The organism is Micromonospora foliorum, assembly GCF_022229015.1.
GTDB classification, from domain to species: Bacteria; Actinomycetota; Actinomycetes; order Mycobacteriales; family Micromonosporaceae; genus Micromonospora; species Micromonospora foliorum.
The window spans coordinates 21,590-42,735 of the sequence record NZ_JAKKFF010000012.1 but is presented as its reverse complement, the minus strand read 5'-3'; the positions used below and the strand labels follow the sequence as shown (position 1 = coordinate 42,735).

The 21,146-nt window shown below is 70.3% G+C and carries 20 protein-coding genes; 17 read left to right on the top strand and 3 right to left on the bottom strand.

The features are described from left to right. Positions 1 to 8: 8 nt before the first annotated feature. Complete coding sequence (locus PSH25_RS01170; protein ID WP_274526824.1) at positions 9 to 620, top strand: PadR family transcriptional regulator; 612 nt, start codon at positions 9 to 11, stop codon at positions 618 to 620. A 52-nt stretch (positions 621 to 672) separates the two neighbouring features. On the opposite strand, the gene PSH25_RS01165 is transcribed toward PSH25_RS01170, so the two are convergent. Continuing rightward, the gene (locus PSH25_RS01165; RefSeq protein ID WP_238657159.1) at positions 673 to 2,370 is read right to left on the bottom strand and encodes an MFS transporter; all 1,698 of its coding nucleotides are present in this window, start codon (positions 2,368 to 2,370) and stop codon (positions 673 to 675) included. A 163-nt stretch (positions 2,371 to 2,533) separates the two neighbouring features. Beyond that, positions 2,534 to 4,051 (bottom strand): aminotransferase class III-fold pyridoxal phosphate-dependent enzyme, encoded by a 1,518-nt coding sequence (locus tag PSH25_RS01160; RefSeq protein WP_238657158.1) that lies wholly within the window; start codon positions 4,049 to 4,051, stop codon positions 2,534 to 2,536. Between the two features lie 127 nt (positions 4,052 to 4,178). Between PSH25_RS01160 and PSH25_RS01155 the strand changes: the two genes are divergently transcribed. From PSH25_RS01155 to PSH25_RS01130, 6 genes are all read left to right on the top strand, one after another. Next, complete coding sequence (locus tag PSH25_RS01155; RefSeq protein WP_238657157.1) at positions 4,179 to 5,204, top strand: methyltransferase; 1,026 nt, start codon at positions 4,179 to 4,181, stop codon at positions 5,202 to 5,204. 82 nt (positions 5,205 to 5,286) lie between these two features. Further along, positions 5,287 to 6,405, top strand: coding sequence for a sensor histidine kinase (locus tag PSH25_RS01150; RefSeq protein WP_238657156.1), 1,119 nt, complete (start codon positions 5,287 to 5,289; stop codon positions 6,403 to 6,405). Beyond that, positions 6,402 to 7,061, top strand: a complete 660-nt coding sequence (locus tag PSH25_RS01145) for a response regulator (protein ID WP_238657155.1) — start codon at positions 6,402 to 6,404, stop codon at positions 7,059 to 7,061. The genes PSH25_RS01150 and PSH25_RS01145 overlap by 4 nt, the downstream gene beginning before the upstream one ends. Positions 7,062 to 7,166: 105 nt before the next feature. After that, entirely contained in the window at positions 7,167 to 9,242 is a 2,076-nt protein-coding gene (locus PSH25_RS01140) for a multicopper oxidase family protein (protein ID WP_238657154.1), read from the top strand. An 88-nt stretch (positions 9,243 to 9,330) separates the two neighbouring features. Further along, complete coding sequence (locus tag PSH25_RS01135; RefSeq protein ID WP_238657153.1) at positions 9,331 to 10,452, top strand: ScyD/ScyE family protein; 1,122 nt, start codon at positions 9,331 to 9,333, stop codon at positions 10,450 to 10,452. A 129-nt stretch (positions 10,453 to 10,581) separates the two neighbouring features. Then, the gene (locus PSH25_RS01130) at positions 10,582 to 11,280 is read left to right on the top strand and encodes a response regulator (RefSeq protein ID WP_238657152.1); all 699 of its coding nucleotides are present in this window, start codon (positions 10,582 to 10,584) and stop codon (positions 11,278 to 11,280) included. A gap of 16 nt (positions 11,281 to 11,296) precedes the next feature. On the opposite strand, the gene metK is transcribed toward PSH25_RS01130, so the two are convergent. Next, a complete protein-coding gene (gene metK, locus PSH25_RS01125) occupies positions 11,297 to 12,484 on the bottom strand; it encodes a methionine adenosyltransferase (protein ID WP_238657151.1) in 1,188 nt (395 codons plus the stop codon). Positions 12,485 to 12,716: 232 nt separating this feature from the next. Between metK and PSH25_RS01120 the strand changes: the two genes are divergently transcribed. The 10 genes from PSH25_RS01120 to PSH25_RS01075 all read left to right on the top strand — a co-directional run bounded on the left by PSH25_RS01120 (position 12,717) and on the right by PSH25_RS01075 (position 21,146). Continuing rightward, on the top strand, positions 12,717 to 13,505 hold the full coding sequence (locus PSH25_RS01120; RefSeq protein WP_238657150.1) for an AfsR/SARP family transcriptional regulator: 789 nt from the start codon (positions 12,717 to 12,719) through the stop codon (positions 13,503 to 13,505). A gap of 81 nt (positions 13,506 to 13,586) precedes the next feature. After that, the gene (locus PSH25_RS01115) at positions 13,587 to 14,849 is read left to right on the top strand and encodes a beta-ketoacyl-[acyl-carrier-protein] synthase family protein (protein WP_238657149.1); all 1,263 of its coding nucleotides are present in this window, start codon (positions 13,587 to 13,589) and stop codon (positions 14,847 to 14,849) included. Further along, a complete protein-coding gene (locus PSH25_RS01110; RefSeq protein WP_238657148.1) occupies positions 14,846 to 16,066 on the top strand; it encodes a ketosynthase chain-length factor in 1,221 nt (406 codons plus the stop codon). The genes PSH25_RS01115 and PSH25_RS01110 overlap by 4 nt, the downstream gene beginning before the upstream one ends. Beyond that, the gene (locus tag PSH25_RS01105) at positions 16,063 to 17,121 is read left to right on the top strand and encodes a methyltransferase (RefSeq protein ID WP_238657147.1); all 1,059 of its coding nucleotides are present in this window, start codon (positions 16,063 to 16,065) and stop codon (positions 17,119 to 17,121) included. Before PSH25_RS01110 ends, PSH25_RS01105 begins: the two co-directional genes overlap by 4 nt. A 15-nt stretch (positions 17,122 to 17,136) precedes the next feature. Then, positions 17,137 to 17,463: an antibiotic biosynthesis monooxygenase family protein gene (locus PSH25_RS01100; protein ID WP_210781784.1), complete on the top strand. Its 327-nt coding sequence runs from the start codon at positions 17,137 to 17,139 to the stop codon at positions 17,461 to 17,463. After that, the gene (locus PSH25_RS01095; protein ID WP_238657146.1) at positions 17,456 to 19,078 is read left to right on the top strand and encodes an FAD-dependent oxidoreductase; all 1,623 of its coding nucleotides are present in this window, start codon (positions 17,456 to 17,458) and stop codon (positions 19,076 to 19,078) included. Before PSH25_RS01100 ends, PSH25_RS01095 begins: the two co-directional genes overlap by 8 nt. A gap of 4 nt (positions 19,079 to 19,082) precedes the next feature. Further along, a complete protein-coding gene (locus tag PSH25_RS01090) occupies positions 19,083 to 19,424 on the top strand; it encodes a TcmI family type II polyketide cyclase (RefSeq protein WP_238657145.1) in 342 nt (113 codons plus the stop codon). Then, positions 19,421 to 20,428, top strand: a complete 1,008-nt coding sequence (locus tag PSH25_RS01085; protein ID WP_238657144.1) for a class I SAM-dependent methyltransferase — start codon at positions 19,421 to 19,423, stop codon at positions 20,426 to 20,428. The genes PSH25_RS01090 and PSH25_RS01085 overlap by 4 nt, the downstream gene beginning before the upstream one ends. Further along, a complete protein-coding gene (locus PSH25_RS01080; protein WP_238657167.1) occupies positions 20,428 to 20,892 on the top strand; it encodes a cupin domain-containing protein in 465 nt (154 codons plus the stop codon). The genes PSH25_RS01085 and PSH25_RS01080 overlap by 1 nt, the downstream gene beginning before the upstream one ends. After that, positions 20,889 to 21,146 (top strand): acyl carrier protein, encoded by a 258-nt coding sequence (locus PSH25_RS01075; protein WP_130406896.1) that lies wholly within the window; start codon positions 20,889 to 20,891, stop codon positions 21,144 to 21,146. The genes PSH25_RS01080 and PSH25_RS01075 overlap by 4 nt, the downstream gene beginning before the upstream one ends.

Sequence of the window (21,146 nt, the reverse complement as noted above, 5' to 3'; positions counted from 1 at the left end):
GGATTACTATGGGTAACTTGCCCGCAAACGGGCACTCGTGTTGGACTAATGCCGTGAATAGCACTCGCCTGTTCGTACTCGGAGCGCTCGCGCGTGGCGGCCCCATGCATGGGCACCAGATCCGCCGGGCGGCCCAGGTCGACCGTACCGAGCTGTGGAGCGACGTCAAGCCGGGGTCGCTCTACGGCGCGCTCCACCGAATGCAGGTCGAGGGCGTCATCGAGGCGGTCCGGACCGAGCAGGAGGGCAACCGACCCGCCCGCACGATCTACGCGCTCACCTCGGCCGGTGCGGCGGAGCTGATCGACCACCGCGACGAGGCGCTGCGTGACACCAAGCTCCGTCACGACCCGGTCGACCTGGCCCTGCAGAACGTGATCGACCTCGAAGAGGACGCGCTGCGCGCGATCATCGTCGCGCGCCGCGAGGCCCTCGCCGCGCAGCTCGACTCGTGGCTCGCGCTCCGAGAGCTGGCGGCGCCGCACATCCGTGGTCTGGAGTGGACGACCTTCCGTCATACCGAGCTCCGCCTCCGTACCGAGCTCGCCTGGCACGACGAGCTGCTCGACCAGTTGCCCAAGCTGATGGCCAACCAACCGACATCGATGACCACGTCCTGAGAGCGCCAGCCCTGGCCCCCGGTGTTACACCCGGGCCAGGGCTGGCGGCTTGTCACTGGGCGGGTTCGGGCGCGGTGGTCACGTTCCAGTCGGGCTTGCTCGCCTCGGCCCAGGGCTCTTCGGGTCGGCGGGGCAGCAGGTAGACGAGCAGGAAGGTGAGGATCACGCCGACCAGGACGGCGCCGACCGTCCACTGGACCGCGCGGTTGAAGTTGGTCTCCAGTGCCGACGTGGCCGCGCTGTCGAAGGCCGCGCCGACCGCACCCGGCGCCGAGTCCGCGCAGCCGGGCGGCGTGGCCGTCGGGTCCGACGCGCGCGACTGGCGGATGAAACAGTCGGCGAACACTGTCGTCGCCCTGCTCGCCTCCGCCGGCGGCAGGCCCGCGGCCACGAGCGATGCCTGGAGCTCCGGGCTCGCCTTCTCCGCGGCCGTCGCCGAGTAGGAGCCGAGCGTCCCGAAGAGGACCACGCCCGCCACCGCGACGCCGATCGCCTGGCCGAGGCGCTGGGCGGTGCCGAGCACGCCGCTGGCCGCGCCCGCGTCCTGCCAGGGCACACCGGCCAGCACGATCTCGACGCTCGGCGCGATCACCAGGCCCGAGCCGAAGCCGGCGAAGAGCAGGGCCGGTAGCAGTTCCAGGCCGGAGCCCCACCAGTGGATCGTCGCGATGATGCCCACCATGCCCACGATCACGATGCCCGCGCCGAGCATCAGCACGCCGCGGCCGAGCGCACGGGCGACGTTGTCGGAGATGGCCGCGCCGACCAGGGTGCCGAACGAGAACGGCAGCAGGATCAGGCCCGTCGTCAGGGCGGACTTCTCCAGGCCGATCTGCAGGTGCAGCGAGAGCGCGAAGAGCAGGCCGATGAAGCCGGCGAAGTAGCAGAGGCTGATGCCGACGCCGGCGGAGAACGAGCGGTGGGCGAACAGGCGCATGCTCACCAGCGGGACCTGGGCGCGTCGGGCGCGGCGCAGCTCCCACACCGCGAAGACCGCCAGCGCGGGCAGCGCCGCTGCCATGGAGACGAACGTCCATGCCGGCCAGCCCAGGCGCTGGCCCTCGACCAGGGGAACGGCCAGCAACAGGACGGCGGCCGAGACGAGCAGCATGCCGATCACGTCGAGCCCACCGCGACGGCCCCGCGACTCGGGCACCAGGATCAGCGCGGCGACGAACGTGGCCAGGCCGATCGGCACGTTGAGCAGGAACACCGGCCGCCAGTCCCAGCCGCCGAGGTCCCACGCGATCAGCAGGCCGCCGAGGAGCGGGCCGCTGGCGGTCGCGATGCCGCCGATCGCGCCATAGATTCCGTAGGCCTTGCCGGTCTCCTTCGCCGGGAACGTGGTCTGGATCAGCGCCAGCACCGGCGGGTTGAGGATGCCGGCCATCATGCCCTGCACCACCTGGAACGCGATCAACTGGTTGGGGGTGGCCGCGAGCGCCGACGCCGCCGACGCCGCCGTGAACCCGGCGACGCCGATGAGGAACAGCTTGCGGTGGCCGAAGCGGTCGCCGATCCGGCCGGCGGGGATGAGCAGCAGGCCGTAGCCGAGCGCGTAGCCGGCGATGACCCACTCCATGGCCGTGTAGGTCGACTTGAGGTCGCGCTGGATCGGGGCGACCGCGACATTGACGATTGTCGTTGCCAGCAGGATCATGAACGCCCCGGCCAGAACGACGGCCAGGATCAGCCATCGGCGCGGATTGGGTGGTGCGGCGCTGTGTTCGTCGGTCCAGCTCTCCGTCATCGCGTTCCTCCTGAAGTCGGACGGGGGTCGGCAGCGGACCCACCCTTCCGACTACACGCCGTTGCGTACGATTAGTCAAGTACGGCTATTTGCGTACGACCTGTACGGCACATGGGGAGGGCCCGGGTCAGGAGCTGACCCGGACCCGGTGACGCGGCGGCGGTTACGACCAGTCGGAGGAACCCGAACCCCACTCGGACGTAGCTGGCCAGGCCAGGTCGAAGGGGAAGTCGTTGGCGCGAAGCTCCAGCGTGCTCTCCAGCACGGCGTCGGTCAGCCGGTCGACGTCGGCGTCGCTGTGGGCGCCACCGGCGAAGAACATCGGCATGCCGAGCGTGTAGATGCCGCGCTTGCGCAGCAGCAGCGTGAGGATGAACGTCGCGGGGTTGAGTGCCCGCGAGTAGACCCGGTAGTCGGTGTAGGAGTCTTCCGGAAGGAACTGGAAGCACCCGATGTAGTCGCCGAACCCCACCATCCGCAGCGGAATCCCCTCGGCCGCCCGGAACGCGGCCAGCCGCGCCTGGACCCGGTCCACCTTGGCCCGCAGGTCGGTGTAGTAGGCGGGTCCCTTGTCCCGGAGGAGCTGGAGCGTGGCCAGCGACGCCGCCACCGACAGGTAGTTGCCGGTGTGACTGCCCTGCAGGCCGGTCTTCTGGCCGAAGTCGGTCCACGACTGCCCACTGGTCTGCGAGATGTCGAGGATGTCGGCCCGACCGCCGATCGCCGACAGCGGCAGCCCGAGCCCGCTGATCACCTTGCCGTAGGTGACGAGGTCGGTCGGGATGTCGAACTTCTGCGCGGCGCCGCCGAGGCCCGAACGGAAGCCCGTCAGCACCTCGTCGAGGATGAACGGCACCCCGAGCCGCCGGGCGGCCACCGCCACCTCGCGGATCATCGGGATCGTCGTCTCCTCGAACGGGAACGACGAGGCCGCCGGCTCGGCGAGGATGCAGGCCAACTCACCCGCGTGGCGCTCGATCAACTCGACCGCGAGCGCGGTGTCGTTGGGCAGGATCAGCAGGTCGCGCGGCTCGGCCGGTGTGACGCCGGCGAACGCCGAGACCAGCGGGATGCCGTCCTTGCCGATCTCCGGGAACGGCACCGCGGGATGCCCGTGGTACCACGGCGCGGTGTTGTGGACGGCCAGGTCGTGTGACCCGTGCAGGGTGCCCTCGAACTTGGCGACCATCCGGCGTCCGGTGAACGCACGGCAGAGCCGAATCGCCGACTGGGTGGCGCCCGTACCCGAGTGCTGGAAGGCGAACTTCTCGTTGTGCGGGAGGATCTCCCGCAGCAGCGTCGCGAGCTGCAGCTCCAGCGCGTTGGTGTAGCCGTTGCCGGTGCCCTTGCCGAGGTGCTCCCGGACGAAGTCCACGACCGGGGCCGGGTTGTGACCGTGCAGTGCCTGAGCGCCGTACCCCATGTGGCAGTCGAGGTAGTCGTTGCCGTCGATGTCGGTCAACGTCGAGCCGCTGGCGGTGGCCGCGATGACCGGAAACGGTGGCGCCTGGAACGGCCAGAACACGTGCGCGGCGGCGTCGACCGCCCTCAGTTGCTCGACGTGCGCGGCCGAGGCACCCTGGCGCGCGCCGATCTCGCCGAACAGCTCGTAGACCCACTTCTGCTGCATGAGGTCCTGAATGACCTCGATCGCTCCGCGCTCCTGTTGGCTGGCGCCCATCGTGTCCCCTTCGCATGGCGGCCGTGACAGGCGCAGCCTGCTCCCGCCCACTCGAACCCGGCTGGAGAACCGTTCGATCGACCCGGCTTCGAGCCGGTCTTGAGCGCCGTCGTCGAAGCTCGCCGCCATGACGGAAAATCGGGTCAATCTCTACTCGCTGACCGACACGATCACGCCGTGGGCAGTGCGGGCCGCGGCGACGCTCGGCCTCGCCGACCTGATCGCCGCGGGCACCACCACGCTCGACGAGCTCGCCGCGGCGACGAAGGCCAACCCCGACGCGCTGCACCGGCTGCTGCGCTACCTCTCGGTCCGCGGCGTCTTCAAGGAGACCGAGCCGCGGGTGTACGCCCTGACGGAAGCCGCCGAGTTCCTCAAGACCGACCACCCCGCCGCCCAGCGCCCCTGGCTCGACGTCGACTCGATGGCCGGCCGGATCGAGGGCACGTTCAGCTCGCTGACCCACTCGATCCGCACCGGCGACGCGGCGTACCCCGTGCGTTACGGCATCGAGTTCTGGGACGACCTGGCCACCAACCCCGACCGGGCCACGTCGTTCGGCGCGCTGATGGCCACCCACGCCAGCTACTTCGACCAGGTCGTCCAGGGCTACGACTGGAGCACCGTCAACCACGTCATCGACGTCGGTGGCGGCACCGGCGCCCTGCTCACCGAGATCCTCAAGGCCCAGCCGCACCTGCGCGGCACCGTGGTCGACCTGCCGGGCGTCGTCGAGCAGGGCCGGGCCCGGTTCGAGGCGGCGGGCATCGCCGACCGCGCCGAGGTCGTCAGTGGAAGCATCTTCGACCCGCTCCCGGCCGGCGCCGACGTCTACATCCTGTCGAATGTCCTGCACGACTGGAACGACAGCTCCGCCGAGAAGATCCTCCAGCGGGCGGCGGACGCGATCGGCACGACCGGCAAGGTGCTGATCGTGCAGATCCTCGTGAAGGACGAGAACGACAACTTCCCCGACGACCCGGCCCGGCTGATGTTCATCACCCAGATGGACCTGCGCCTCCTCTCGCTGATGGCGGGCAAGGCGAGGACCTGGCGCGAGTACGCCGAACTGGGCGAGAAGGCCGGGCTCCAGGTGGACGGCAGCACGGTGATCCCCACCGGGCAGACCCTGCTCACTCTGCGCCGCGGCTGATGGAACGGGCCCCTTGCTGACGGTTTCCGGTTGGGAAGGGGCCCTCGCTCACGGACGGTGCGCGCGTCGTACCGTTGCGGACATGAACCCGGCCGTCCGACGGATCGCGATCGATGCCCTCATCGCGATCGTCGTCGCGGCCGTGGTGGCGGTGGCGATCCGGGTCGCCGACGAGCCGGGCGCCCGGCCGCCGGACGCGCGCGCCTACGCGATCGGCGCGGTGATCGGGCTCCTGCTGGTCTTCCGGCGTCGCTGGCCGCTGCTGGTGCTCGTCGGCTCGGTCACCGCGCTGATGATCTACTACGCGCTCGAATACCCGGGCATACCGCCCGCCCTTCCGCTGGCCGCCGCCCTCTTCTCCGTCGCGGCCGCCGGCCGGTTCACCTGGGCGCTCGTCGTCGCCGGGTTCTTCGTCGTCCTTGAGCTGATCATGCGGTACACGCTGCTCGGCGAGGGGTTCTTTCCCGCCCTCTCGGCCACCCTCGAAGAGGGCTCGCTGCTCGCGGCCGTGGTGCTGCTCGCCGAGACGATCCGCACCCGCCGGATCCGGCTGGCGGAGGCACAACAGCGTCTCGCCGTGATGCGGCAGGAGCGTCAACACGAGGTCGCCCAGGAGCGGCTCCGCATCGCCCGCGAGGTCCACGACGTACTCGGCCACACGATCACCGCGATCAGTGTGCAGGCGAGCCTCGCCGACGACATCTTCGACAGCAAGCCGGCCGAGGCGCGGGCCGCGTTGCGGAGCATCCGGGGCGCGGCGCGCGACGCGATGCACGAGGTCCGCTCGGCGATCGGCATGCTCCGGGACGCCGGGGAGGTGCCCGACCTGGCCCGTGTCTTCGCGGTCGCCGAGCAGGCCGGCGTGAAGGTGCGGTCGGGGATCGCCGGCACCCCGCGCCCGATCCCGCCGGAGGTGGCGCTCTCGGTCTACCGGATCGTGCAGGAGTCGATCACCAACACGGTCAAACACGCCGAAGCGACGACCGTCGACGTCACCATCACCTACGCGGGTGGCGCCGTCACGGTGGAGATCGTCGACGACGGGGTCGGCGCCGGGGCGAGCCGGAGGGGGCACGGGGTGGCCGGCATGCGGGAACGGGCCACGGCCGCGGGCGGATCCCTCGAGGCCGGGCCCCGGCCGGAGGGCGGGGGGTTCCGAGTGGCCGCGCGGCTGCCGGTCGAGGTGGAGGAGACAGCGTGACGATCCGGATGGTGCTGGCGGACGACCAGACACTCGTGCGGGCCGGCTTCCGGGGCCTGCTCGACCACAGCGACGACCTGGAGGTGGTCGGTGAGGCGTCCAACGGCGCCCAGGCTGTCGAGATGGTGGCCGCGACCCGGCCGGACATCGTGCTGATGGACGTGCGAATGCCCGTGCTCGACGGCGTGCAGGCCACCGCCGCGATCGTCGAGCGCTTCCCGGCCGTGCGGGTCATCGTCCTGACCACCTTCGAGCTCGACGAGTACGTCTTCGAGGCGCTGCGCGCCGGTGCGAGCGGGTTCCTGCTGAAGGACATCGAGCCCGACGAGCTGCGTCAGGCGGTGCGGGTGGTGGCCGGCGGCGACATGTTGATCTCGCCGCGGGTGACGAGTCGGCTGGTGAGCGCGTTCGTCAGCAAGGTGGCGCCGGCGCCGGTCGACGGCGGCCGGCTGGCGGTGTTGACCGACCGCGAGCGCGAGGTGATGAGTCTGGTGGCCAGCGGGCTGACCAATGAGGAGATCGGGCGCCGGCTCTCGATGAGCCCCGCCACCGCCCGTACCCACGTCCACCGGGCCATGGTCAAGCTCCGCGTCCGCGACCGGGCGCAACTCGTCGTGCTCGCCTACCAGACCGGGCTCGTCGCGCCCGGCGGCTAGCTACGGCCCCTGTTTCGCAGGGGATCCCGGCTACGGTGATCGCCGTACGACCCTGCCGTTCAGCGACGGATGTCATGGGGTGCGCACCCTCCGTATGTTGGCGTCATGTTTGAGGTCGGAGAGAACGCCGATGGGATCCTGGCCGGGGTCCTGTTCCTGATCTGGCTGTCCGCGGCGATCCTCGTCACGCGGCTGGCCTGGCGGCCGACGCCCGTGGCGCTGCGGAAAAGCGCCCGTCGACTACTGCGTCTGCTCGTCGCCGCGCTGGTGGTGCTTGTCGTCAAGTGCGTCGCGATCGGGCTGATGCTCGCCGTCGACTGGATCTTCGCCGACAACCGCGTGATCGTGCAGATGCCGCTCCTGCTGCTGCCGATGCTGGCCGTCGCCGTCTGGACCGTGCCGGGCCTGCGCGCCCTGGCCAACCGCGACGACGCGCCGGTCGACGTCGAGACGCGCAGCGCCGCCGCCAACCCCAGATTCGTCGTGCCGGTCCAGGTGACGGCCGTGGCGACGGTCATCGGCGTCTACTTCGCGTACGTGTCCCGTCCGGTCCCTTCCTACCTCGACGACATCGCGACCCATGCCGCGCCGATCCTCATGTCGGTGCTGGTGCTCTGGCTCTGGCAGGGGCGTCGCCTGCGGGTCGTCACCGCGACCGACTTCGCACGCCGTGGCCGACGTGCCAGCGCCCTGCGCGCCATCGCGCAGACCGCCGTCGTGGTGCTGGTCGTCGCCGCTGGCGTCACCTACGCGGCCCAGAGCAGCCGGCTGCCCGACCGAATGACCATGACGTCCCACGACAACGTCGACTACGGCGGCGGCCCTTCGTTCGGTCACGGCGGTCATGGCGGGGTCTCCGTCGACGACCTGCGCGGCCCGCGGACCGGCAAGCCCAACAAGGCCTTCACCCTGACCGCGAAGAACGCCACGGTACGGCTCTCGTCGGGCACCGAGATCGAGGCGCTGACGTACAACGGTGAGTCGCCCGGGCCGGAGCTGCGGGTCCGCGAGGGCGACCTCGTCGAGGTGACGCTGCACAACGAGATCCCCGACGAGAACGTGACGATCCACTGGCACGGCCTCGACGTGCCCAACGGTGAGGACGGCGTGGCCGGCGCGACGCAGAACGCGGTGGAGCCGGGCGGCACCTTCACCTACCGGTTCGTCGCCGAGCAGGTCGGCACCTTCTGGTACCACACCCACCAGAACCCGCTGGAGGCGATCCGGCGGGGCCTGTTCGGCGCGCTCATCGTCGAGCCGCGCGACGGCCCACCACCCGGCGAGCGGGACTTCGTGGTGATGGCCCACGAGTGGCGTACGCCGGACGACAACATCGTCTCGTTCGGCACCAGCGACACGCTGCAACGGCAGGAGGTCGCCCCGGGCACGCCGGTACGGCTACGCCTGGTCAACACCGACAACAACCCGTCCACCGACAGCCGCCCACGCTCGCTGACGGTCAACGGCACGCCGGTGCGGGTGGCCGCGATCGACGGGGTCGACGTCAACGGCCCGACCCCGCTGACCGACCCGCGGTTCGGGCTGGCGACCGGTGGACGCTACGACGTGACATTCCCGATGCCGGCGGGCCCGGTACGCCTGACCGACCTCGCCAACCGCGACGGCGGGCTGGTCCTGGCGCCACCGGGTGACACCTCGACGCCGAAGGTCGTCGACGACGGGAAGCAGTTCGACCCGCTGTCGTACGGTTCCGGGGGCTCCCGGCCCTTCGACGCGGGCTCGTCGTACGACCGCTCGTTCACCCAGCTCCTCGACGACCGGCTGTCCTTCTACAACGGCGGACTCCACCTGGTGCCGATCATCAACGGGCACAGCTTCCCCGACACCCCGACGCTGATGGTCCGGATGGGCGACGTGGTCAAGGTGCGGATCGTCAACCGCAGCCACCAGAACCACCCGATGCACCTGCACGGCCATCACGCGTTGGTGCTGTCCCGCAACGGCGTGCGAGCGACCGGGTCGCCGTGGTGGATCGACAGCCTCGACGTGATCCCCGGCCAGATCTACGAGATCGGCTTCACGGCGGACAACCCGGGGCTCTGGATGGACCACTGTCACAACCTCGACCACGCGGCCAACGGCATGGTGATGCACCTCGCCTACGAGGGCGTGACGTCCCCCTACGAGCTGGGGCGCGGCACTCCCAACCAGCCGGAGTAGGCGGCCCTGTCGAGCCTTCCTCCACCGGGCCTCGAGGCAACGCCGGCAGCGTCGTTCGCATCCGAACCCCTCTTGCTGAGGAGAACCCATGCTCGACGCGATGCGACGAACGTTGTCGCTGGCCGTGCCGCTGGTACTGGCGGCCGGCATTGCCGCGCCCGCCACCGCGGCCACCTCGACCACCGGGCGACTGACCGTCGTCGCCCGCAACCTCGACAACCCTCGCGGTGTCGCCATCGACCGCGCCGGCACCGTCTACGTCGCCGAGGCCGGGGTCGGCGGCGACGGCGTCTGCATCCCCGGCACGTTCGGCACCAACCTCTGCTACGGCTCGACCGGTGCGATCACGGCGGTCCGTCACGGCTGGCAGAAGCGAGTCGTGACGGGCCTGCCGTCGCTGCGCAGCACCGGTGCCGGCTTCTCCGTCTACGGCGCACACGACCTGGCCTTCGACCGGCAGGGCAAACTGCTGGTGGCGATGGGCTACAGCACCGACCCGGTCTCTCGCGACCTGCTCGGCGCGGCCGGGGCCACGATGGGAACGGTTCTCCGGGTCGAGGGGAAGCGCCGCTGGTCGGTCGTCGGCGACCTCTCTGCCTACGAGGGGCAGAACAACCCCGACGGTGTCATCCCGGAGAGCCAGCCCTACGCCGTCATCGCCGACGGGCGGGACGTCTACGCGCTCGACGCGGCCGCCAACGACGTGCTCCGGATCGACCGTCGTGGCGTGGTCACGGCCGAACACGTCTGGCCGCAGGAGCAGGTTCCGGCGCCGCCGGAGTGGGGTCTGCCGCCCGGCTCGACGACGCCGATCCAGTTCGTGCCGGTCACCATCACCCGCGGCCCGGACGGTGCCCTCTACATCGGACAACTGACCGGGCACCCGTTCCCCAACGGCGGGGCCCGGGTGTGGCGGCTGGTGCCCGGGCAGGAGCCGACGATCTTCGCGACCGGCTTCACCAACATCATCGACATCGCGTTCGACAAGCGCGGCCGGCTGGTCGTGCTGGAGATCGCGAAGAACGGGCTCAGCTCGGGCGATTCCACCGGTGCGTTGATCCGGGTGGAGCGCGACGGTAGCCACCGGGAACTGGCGAGCACCGGCCTGGACTCCCCGATGTCGTTCGCCATCGCAGGGGACGGCAGCTTCTACATCGCCAACAAGGGCCTCGGCATCGGCGAGTTGGTCCTTCTGTCCACACAAGACTGACAGAATCGTGCGGCGATCGTGGCGTTCTTCGTGTCGGGAGGACGCCACGATAGCTGCGGCGTCACACGCCCGCGATACGGTGCCAATCATGTGCACGCTTGCGGCGGGAGACGGGGTCTGGGGGTCAGGTTGACGCGGTCCGACGGCGGGTCTCCCGCCGGCGCCACCACCATCCTCATAGTCGACGACCACGCTCTCGTCCGCGAGGGGTTGCGCTGGGTGCTCGAGGTCCACGCCGACCTCGACGTGGTCGACGAGGCGGGCGACTCGGCCACCGCGGTCGCCAAGGCGGCGTCGGAGCGTCCCGACGTGGTGTTGCTCGACGTCGAGATCCCCGGTGACGACCCGGTGGTCACGGTGCGCCGCATTCGTGAGGTGTCACCCGACAGCGCGGTCGTCATCCTCAGCATGTACGACAGCCCTGACCTGCTGCGCCGTCTGATCGCCGCCGGGGTGCGCGCCTACCTGCTCAAGAGCGTGGGTCGTGAGGAACTGGTCGCCGCGATCCGCAAATCGCGGGACGGCAGCGGCTCGGTGCTGCTCTCGGTCTCCGGTCAGAGCCTGGTGCAGGTGCAGAACGCGGAGTCCGCCATTCTGTCCCCCGTCGAGCTGGAGATCCTCCAACTCGCGGCCGAGGCGATGACCAATGCCCAGATCGCGCGCCGGCTCGACCTGACCGAGGCCACGGTGAAGAGCCACCTGCGTCGCATCTTCGCGAAGCTCGGCGCGGTCTCCCGCATCGACGCGGTCAACAAGGCGGTGGCAGCGTCACTGGTGACGCTGCCACACGACCGGTTGGTGCCCCGCCCTCGCCGCCCGCCGCCTTAGCGGTCGGGGAGGTTCCTCAACAAGCGGCCTTGAGGTCCGCGGCGCGGTCCGTGCGCTCCCAGGTCAGGTCCGGGAGCTCACGGCCGAAGTGACCGTAGGCCGCCGTCTGCTGGTAGATCGGACGCAGGAGGTCCAGGTCGCGGATGATCGCCGCCGGACGCAGGTCGAAGACCTCCCCGATCGCCTTCTCGATCCGGTCGAGCGGCACCGTCTCCGTGCCGAAGGTCTCCACGAACAGGCTCACCGGATGGGCCTTGCCGATCGCGTAGGCCACCTGCGCCTCACACCGCTCCGCCAGGCCCGCGGCGACGACGTTCTTCGCCACCCACCGCATCGCGTACGCCGCCGACCGGTCGACCTTCGACGGGTCCTTGCCCGAGAACGCGCCACCACCGTGCCGGGCGTACCCGCCGTAGGTGTCGACGATGATCTTCCGGCCGGTCAGGCCCGCGTCGCCCATCGGGCCACCGATCTCGAACCGCCCCGTCGGGTTGACCAGTAGCCGGTAGCCCTCGGTGTCGAGGTCGAGGGCCTCCAGCTCCGGCGTGATCACGTGGTTGCGGATGTCGGGCGTGAGCAGGTCGTCGAGGGAGATGTGGGCGGCGTGCTGCGTGGAGACCACGACGGTGTCGAGCCGGACCGGGCGTAGGCCGTCGTACTCGACGGTGACCTGGGTCTTGCCGTCCGGCCGCAGGTAGGGCACCGTGCCGTCCTTGCGGACGGCGGCCAGGCGACGGGCCAGACGATGGGCCAGCGCGATCGGCAGCGGCATCAGCTCCGGCGTCTCCGAGCAGGCGAAGCCGAACATCATGCCCTGGTCACCGGCGCCCTGGGCGTCGAGCCCGCCGCCGGACGAGCCGTCGCGCAGCTCGATCGCCGTGTCGACGCCCTGCGCGATGTCGGGCGACTGGGCACCGATCGAGATGCTGACGCCGCAGGAGGCGCCGTCGAAGCCCTTCTTCGACGAGTCGTACCCGATGCCCAGGACTGTTTCACGCACGATGCGTGGGATGTCGGCGTAGGCCTGCGTGGTGACCTCGCCCGCGACGTGGACCTGGCCGGTGGTGATCAGGCTCTCGACGGCGACCCGGCTGTGCGGGTCCTGCGCCAGTAGCGCGTCGAGGATCCCGTCGCTGATCTGATCGGCGATCTTGTCGGGATGACCTTCGGTGACCGACTCGGAGGTGAAGAGGCGGCGCGACATGTGTGACTCCTAACCCAGGGGGCGTGGGGGCCCGGCGAGTCTTCCCGCCTCTGGTGGAGGTTGCCTTGAGGAAGCATCGAGCGATCAAAGGGGTATCCGCCGTACAACTTTCGACATGGATCGATCCTCGGAAGAACCCGTGATCTCGCTACCTGCGGTCGTTCCGACCCGCCCCGCTCATCCATAGCTTGAGAGCGTCTCGACGAGTGCTATGGGGAATGGGGGGACCACTGTGGTCAGGTACGAGATCCTCGGGTCGCTGGAAGTGATCCACGAAGGCCGGATCTGCACGCCGACGCCGCCGAAGGTGCGGACCGTGCTGGCGCTGCTGGTGATGCGGGCCAACCGGGTCGTTCTGGTCGACTCGATAATCCGGGAGCTGTGGGGTGACGATCCGGCGCGCAGCGCCGTCACCACGGTGCAGACCTACATCTACCACCTGCGCAAGCTCTTCGCGAAGGAGGGCATAGAGACCCCGGACCGGACCGTGCTGGAGAGCCGCGCACGCGGCTACCTGCTCAGGGTGGAGCCGGGCCAGCTCGACGCCGAGGTGTTCGAGACGATGCTCGACCAGGGCCGCTCGCACATCGAGTCGGACCGGCCCGAGGAGGGCGCCGAGGTGCTGCGGCGGGCGCTGGCCATGTGGAGCGGGCCGGTGGGCGCCAACGTGACGTTCGGGCCGGCGTTGGAGGCCCACGCGATCCACCTGCAGGAGCAGTGGATCCGGGCGCTGGAGCTGCGCATCCAGGCCGACATCACGCTCGGTCGGCACCGCGAGCTGATCGGCGAGCTGCGCTACCTCGTGGGCACGTACCCGCTCAACGAGTGGTTCCACCGTCAGCTCATCGTGGCGCTCAACCGGTCCGGACGCCGGGGCGAGGCGTTGCAGGCGTACCACCACCTGCGCCGGGTGCTCAGTGAGGAGTTGGGCCTGGACCCTTCGCCTGACCTCCAGCGGCTCCAGCGGGAGGTGTTGGCCGCCGGCGGGCCACTGCGCCCAGGGCTGGCCAGGGCCTCGTGACAGGCCCTCGACCGACGCTCCAGCGCCGTTCGACCGGCCGTCCCTAGCTTTCACACGGACATCGCGGCCAGGAGGTCTTCCATGACGAGCACATCCGACCGTCGGGTGGTCATCACCGGGATTGGCGTCATCGCCCCCGGTGGACTGGGCACCAAGGCGTTCTGGGAACTGTTGACCGCTGGCCGTACGGCCACCCGTACCCTGTCGTTCTTCGACGCCACGCCCTTCCGGTCGCGAGTGGCCGCGGAGGCCGACTTCGACCCGGCCGCCGAGGGCCTGTCGCCGCAGGAGATCCGCCGGATGGACCGGGCGGCTCAGATGGCGGTGGTCTGCACCCGGGAGGCGCTCGCCGACAGCGGCTTCGAGGTCGTCGACCCGACCCGGGTCGGCGTCAGTGTCGGCACGGCGGTCGGGGCCACGATGAGCCTCGAAGAGGAGTACGTCGTGGTCAGCGACGGCGGCCGGAAATGGCTGACCGACCACCGGTACGCCACCCCGCACCTCTACGACTATCTGGTGCCGAGCTCGTTCGCCCGGGAGGTGGCGTGGTCGGTCGGGGCTGAAGGTCCGGCGACGGTGGTCTCCACCGGCTGCACGTCGGGCCTCGACTCGGTCGGCCACGCCCGGGAGCTGATCCGCGAGGGCTCGGCCGACGTGATGATCGCCGGCGCGACCGACGCCCCGATCTCGCCGATCACGGTGGCCTGCTTCGACGCGATCAAGGCGACCACGGCCCGCAACGACGACGCGGCGCACGCGTCGCGGCCGTTCGACAACAGCCGCGACGGGTTCGTCCTCGGCGAGGGGTCGGCGATGTTCGTCCTCGAAGAGCTGGAGCACGCCCGCCGGCGAGGTGCGCAGATCTACGCCGAGCTGGTCGGGTTCGCCTCCCGCTCCAACGCGTTCCACATGACCGGCCTGCGGCCCGACGGGCGGGAGATGGCCGAGGCGATCCGGGTCGCGCTCGCCGACGCCCAGCTGCCCGGTGACGCCGTCGACTACATCAACGCGCACGGCTCGGGTACGAAGCAGAACGACCGGCACGAGACGGCGGCGTTCAAGCGGAGCCTCGGCGACCACGCATACCGCACGCCGGTCAGCTCGATCAAGTCGATGATCGGCCACTCGCTCGGCGCCATCGGGTCGATCGAGATCGCGGCGTCGGCCCTGGCCATCAAGCACGGGGTGGTGCCGCCGACAGCCAACCTGCATGAACGCGACCCGGAGTGCGACCTCGACTACGTGCCGCTCACCGCCCGCGAGCAGCAGACCGACGTGGTGTTGAGCGTGGGTAGCGGGTTCGGCGGTTTCCAGAGCGCGATGCTCCTGGCGCGTGTGGCATGACCACTGTCGTCACCGGGGTCGGGGTGGCCGCGCCCAACGGGTTGGGCCGCGACGCCTTCTGGGCGGCCACCGTCGCCGGGGTGGGTGGCATCGGGCCGATCAGCCGTTTCGATCCCTCGGGTTACCCCGCGCAGTTGGCCGGCGAGGTTCCCGGATACGAGGCGGCCGATCACATCCCGAGTCGGTTGATGGCGCAGACCGACCACATGACCCGGCTGTCGCTGACGGCGGCGCAGTGGGCGCTTGCCGATGCGTCCGTCGACCCGGCGGCGCTGCCCGAGTTCGGCATGGGTGTCGTCACGGCCAGCGCGTCGGGCGGCTTCGAGTTCGGCCATCGTGAGCTGGAGAAGCTCTGGAGCAAGGGCTCCGAGCACGTCAGCGCCTACCAGTCGTTCGCCTGGTTCTACGCGGTCAACACCGGCCAGATCTCGATCCGCCACGGGATGCGTGGGCCGACCGGGGTGCTCGTCACCGAGCAGGCGGGTGGGCTCGACGCGGTGGCGCAGGCCCGGCGCCAGGTGCGCAAGGGCGTGCAGCTCGTGATGACCGGCGGTGTCGACGCGTCGCTCTGCCCGTGGGGCTGGACGGCCCAGCTCGCCAACGGCCTCCTCAGCACCGGGCGCGATCCGGCCACGGCCTTCCTGCCGTTCGATGCCAACGCGTCGGGCTACGTGCCGGGCGAGGGCGGGGCGATCCTCGTGTTGGAGGACGAGCACGCCGCTGCCCGGCGCGGGGCCGACGTCTACGGGGTGATCGCCGGATACGGCGCGACGTTCGACCCGCGGCCCGGCTCCGGCCGCCCGCCGGGTCTGCGTCGGGCGGCCGAGATGGCCCTGTCCGACGCCGGTCTCACGCCAGCCGACATCGACGTCGTCTTCGCCGACGGCGCCGGGGTCGCGGAGCTCGACCGGGCCGAGGCCGAGGCGGTCACCGCCGTCTTCGGCCCACGTGGGGTGCCGGTGACGGCGCCCAAGACGATGACCGGCCGGCTCTACTCGGGCGGGGCAGCGCTCGACCTCGTCTCCGCGCTGCTGTCGATCCGACACGGTGTCATCCCGCCCACCACAAACATCCGCCAGCCGGCCGAGGGCCTGCACCTCGACCTGGTACGCGACGTCGCGCGGGAGACACCCGTACGCGCGGCGCTCGTGCTCGCCAGGGGTTACGGCGGGTTCAACGCGGCCATGGTCGTGACCGACGAAAGGAATGGACGATGACCGACGCCAGCCTCGCCGCCGTCGCGAACTTCGACGACCAGCAGGCGCTTGACCTGCGTGAACGGCAGATCGCGGTGCTGGGAAGCGCCAAACAGATCGCCAACGTGATCTACGTGGTCACCGAGCTCGGCGTCGCCGACCTGCTCGTCGACGGACCGGTGCCGGTCGCCCAACTGGCGGCGGCCACCGAGTCACACGAGGACGCGCTGCGGCGGATCCTCCGCGCGGCCTCGGCGGTCGGCATCTTCGACGAGCAGGAGGACGGGTCGTTCGCGCTGACGCCGCTCGGCGAGGGGCTGACGTCGGCCCGGATCGGCGGGCTGCGGCCGATGGTGCAGTTCAGCGGCGCCGACTTCAACCGCCTCCCGTACGCGGAGATCCTGCACAGTGTCCGCACCGGCGAGCCGGCCTTCAACAAGGTCTTCGGCATGGGCTTCTACGACTACCTCCAGGCCCACCCGGAGGCCAACCGGTTCTTCGAGGGCTTCATGGCCCACTGGAGCCGGCGGCTCGCCGACCGGTTCGCGGCGGAGCTGGCGCCCGAGCGGTTCGGCCGGATCGCCGACATCGGCGGCAGCAACGGCTACTTCCTGGCCAAGATGCTCCAGCGTCACCCCGAGGGCACCGGCGTCCTCTTCGACCTGCCCGAGGTGGTGGCCGACGCCGAACCGCTGCTCAAGGAGCACGGTGTCACCGAGCGGGTCGAGGTGCGGGGCGGCGACTTCTTCACCGACGAGCTGCCGGCCGGCGCCGACGCGTACATCCTGAAGTCGATCGTCCACAACTGGCCGGACGACACCTGCGTCACGTTGCTGCGTCGGATCCGCGCGGCGATCGGCGACGCCGACTCCCGCCTGATCGCGATCGACCAGATCGTGCCGCCGCGCAACCAGTGGGACCACGCCAAGATCATCGACATCGACATGTTGGTGCTCTTCGGCGGCAAGGAGCGCGACCTCCGCGAATGGCAGGCGCTGTTCACCGCGTCCGGTTTCGAGCTGGTCAACACCCCCGCCTCCCGCGGCTGGGCCCTGCTCGAAGCGCGTCCGATCTAGGAAAGGAAGCCCGCAATGGCACACATCGGCATCGACCAGCCGGTCGTGACGATGGTCAACGTCTTCACCGTCGAGCCGGCCAACCAGCAGAAGCTCGTCGACATCCTGATCGAGGCGACCGACGCGGTGATGTCCAAGGTCGACGGGTTCGTGTCGGCGAACATCCACGCCAGCCTCGACGGGACCCGGGTCGTCAACTACGCGCAGTGGAAGAGCGAAGAGCACTTCACCGCGATGCTCCAGAACCCCGAGGTCCATCCCCACTTCGGCGAGGTACGCGCGATCGCCACGCCGGAACGCCACCTCTACAAAGTCGTCTACACGGAGGACGCTCATGTCTGACGGAAGCACCGACGTCCTGATCGTCGGCGGCGGCCCGGTCGGCCTGTCGACCGCGCTCTTCCTGGCCCGCAAGGGGATCCGGCCGATCCTTGTCGAACGTCGGCCCCGGCTGTCGACGATCCCCCGCGCGACCGGTCTGCACGCCCGCACGGTGGAGATCTTCCGCACCGTCGGCCTGGAGCCGGCCGTGCAGCAGGCCGGCATGAAGATCGTCGGGCCGGGCGCCGAACTCGACCTCGTCCGCGCGGGCCGGGCCACGCCACTTGTCATGCTCGGCGCCCAGTCGCTGGCCGACCTGCACAAGTCGTTCGTCATGGAGGCCCACGACGTCGACTACGACACGTTCACGCCGAGCTGGCCGATCTGGTGCGGCCAGGACCACTACGAGCCGCTGCTCCACGACGCCGCCGTCGAAGCGGGCGCGGAGATCCGCTTCCAGAACGAGCTGATCGGGCTGACCCAGGACCAGGACGGGGTGACCGCGACCGTCAACGACAACGGCACGACACGCACCATCCGGGCGCGGTACGTCGTCGCGGCCGACGGCGTGAAGAGCCCCGTCCGCGAGATGCTCCAGATCGGCAACCGCAGCAACGGTGTCGCCGGGAACTTCGTCAGCATCATCTTCCGCGCCAAGGTCGACCTGCCCGACACGGCACCCCGGTTCACCCTGATCTACCTGATGAACCAGCTGGCCCAGGGTCTGCTGCTCTTCATCGAGCCGGGGCGGTGGATGTTCGGCGTCAACTACTACCCCGAGCGGGGGCAGTCGCCGGCCGACTTCACCCCGGAACGCTGCGTCGAGCTGGCCCGGATCGCGGCCGGCGACCCCGAGCTGGAGGTCGAGGTCGAGTCGGCCCAGCCCTGGGACGCGCGGCACATGGTCGCCGACGCGTACCAGTCAGGGCGGGTCTTCCTCGCCGGCGACGCCTGTCACGCCCACCCGCCGGCCGGCGGCTTCGGCGTCAACGCCGGCATCCAGGACGCGCACAACCTGGCGTGGAAGCTCGCCGACGTGCTGCAGGGGCGGGCCGACGAGAGCCTGCTCGACTCCTACGAAGCCGAGCGTCGTCCGGTCGGCGCCGCGACCGCCGACCAGGCGTGGATGCTCTTCCGCACCCGGGGTCAGCTCGCCGACGAGGACAAGGCCGCCTATCGGGACTTCGTCATCGTGACGATGGGCTACCGGTACACGTCGAACGCGATCGTCGGCGCGCCCGCCGACACCGAGCTGCTGCCCCGCGAGCTGACCTTCACCGGCCAACCCGGATCGCGTGCGCCGCACGGCTGGGTCGACCACGACGGCGCGCGGGTCTCCACGATCGACGTGCTGACCGAGGGCTGGACGTTGGCCACCGCTCCCGGCGGCGACGCCTGGCTCGCGGCGGTCGAGGCGGTCTCGGCGGAGACCGGGCTTCCGATCACGGCGCTGACCGCCGGCCCCGACGGTGACCTCGCCGACGACGGCTCGTGGCTCGCGAGCTGTGGAGTCGGCCCCGGCGGGGCGCTGCTGGTACGCCCCGACGGCATCGTCGCCTGGCGCAGCGCCGGCCCGGTCGACGACCAGACGCAGACCCTGGCCGCCGCCCTGGCCACGATCCTGCGGGGAGCGTGAGCAGATGTCCTACCGCGCTCTCATGGTCATGCGGATGGACCCCGGCCACGCCGACGCGGTCGCCGAGCTCTTCGCCGAGCACGACAAGGGCGACATGCCCTACGTCGTCGGCATCTCCCGGCGCACGCTCTTCCGCTACCAGGACCTCTACATGCACCTGCTCGAGGCCGACACCGACGTCTTCGACAAGCTCCTCGCGGCCCGAGCCCGCGCGGACTTCCAGGAGGTCAACCGACGTCTCTCGGCCTACCTGCAGCGCTACGCGCCGGACAGCATGACCGAGCTGCAGGACTCGAAGGCCACGCCCTTCTACACCTGGAGCCCCGAGACAGGGAGCATCACGTGACGCTGACCCGCCGCGACATCAACGACATGATGCAGGCATACAAGAAGACGAGCCTGCTGCGTACCGGCGTGGAGCTGGGCGTCTTCGACGCCCTCGCCGCGGGCCCGGCGACGGCCAGCGGGCTCGCCCCGAAGCTCGGCATCCACCCGCGGGGCGCGCGCATCCTGCTCGACGCGCTCACCGCGATCCGCCTCACCGACCGCACCGGCGAGCACTTCTCGCTCACCCCGGCGGCCGCCGACCACCTGGTCAGCACCCGTCCGGACTACCTGGGCGGCATGGTCAAGGTGATGTCGAGCGACTGGGAGTGGGACGCGCTGCGCGACCTCAGCGCCGCCGTCCGGGCCGGCGGCACCGTCCTCGACGTGCACGCCGAGACCCCGGAGTACACCTACTGGGAGGACTTCGCCGCGTACGCGACGAAGGTCGCACAGCCCACCGCGGAGGTGATGGCCGAGGCGCTCGCGCCGTGGACGAAGGAGCGCGCCGAACTCGACATCCTCGACGTCGCCTGCGGCCACGGCGTCTACGGCTACACGCTCGCCCAGCACAACCCCCAGGCGGCGGTGACCTCGCTCGACTGGCCCAACGTGCTCGCCGTGACGGAGAAGCACGCCGAGCGGCTCGGCGTGCGCGACCGGGCGTCGTTCCTGCCGGGTGACATGTTCACCACCGATCTCGGCGGGCCCTACGACGTCGTGCTGCTCACCAACGTCACCCACCACTTCTCCGAGGAGCGGGTGCGTGAGCTGGTGACCAGGCTCGGTTCCGTGGTCAAGCCGGGTGGGCGGCTCGTCATCGTCGGCTTCACCACCGGTGACGAGTCGCCGGCGCTGGACCCGGCGCCGTACCTCTTCTCGGTCCTGATGTTGGTCTGGACCTTCGAGGGGGAGTCGCACTCCGTCGCCGCCTACAACCGGGCCCTCGCCGCGGCGGGCTTCGGCCCGGCCACCGTCCACCCGACGGACCTGCCGTTCCGCGTGCTCGTCGCAGAGAAGGGATGATCATGCATCGGCAACCGATCGTGAAGGTCGCCGCCACCGACGTGCCCGGCATCAACCGGATCGGTGGAGAGGTGCGGATCCTGCTCAGCCCGAAGACCGTCGACGCGACGGAGGGCTTCATGGGCACGGTCCGGCTGGAGCCGGGTGAGTTCCTGGCCGAGCAGTACAACCCGTACTCGGACAAGTTCTGTTACCTCGTACGCGGCGAGGTCGTGATCCGGGTCGACGGCACGGAGGTCAAGGTCGCCGCCGACGAGGCTCTCATGGTCCGTCGCGGTCAGCGGCACCGCATCGTCAACGCCGGCGGCGAGACCGCGCTGATCGTGTTCCAGATCAGTCCGCTCGCGCCGCGCCCCGAGCTGGGCCACGTCGACACCGAGGAGGTCCCGCACCCCGAGTCGCCGGTGCCGCAGGTCGGCGGCGTGCGCGACGGGTGGCAGCGACCGACGGGAGGAAACTCATGAGCCAGCTGACCCTCGACGACCTGCGTCGGATCCTGGAGACCAGTTCCGGCGTGGTCGAGCAGACCGACTGGGCCGATCCGGCGACGCTCGACGCGCCGTTCGAAGACCTCGGCTACGACTCGCTCGCGCTGCTGGAGCTGGCGGCGCGGGTGCAGCAGGAGTACGAGGTGCGCATCCCCGACGACGCCGTCTCGATCATGAAGACGCCGCGGCTCGCCGTCGACTACGTCAACCAACGACTCGCGGATCGGTGA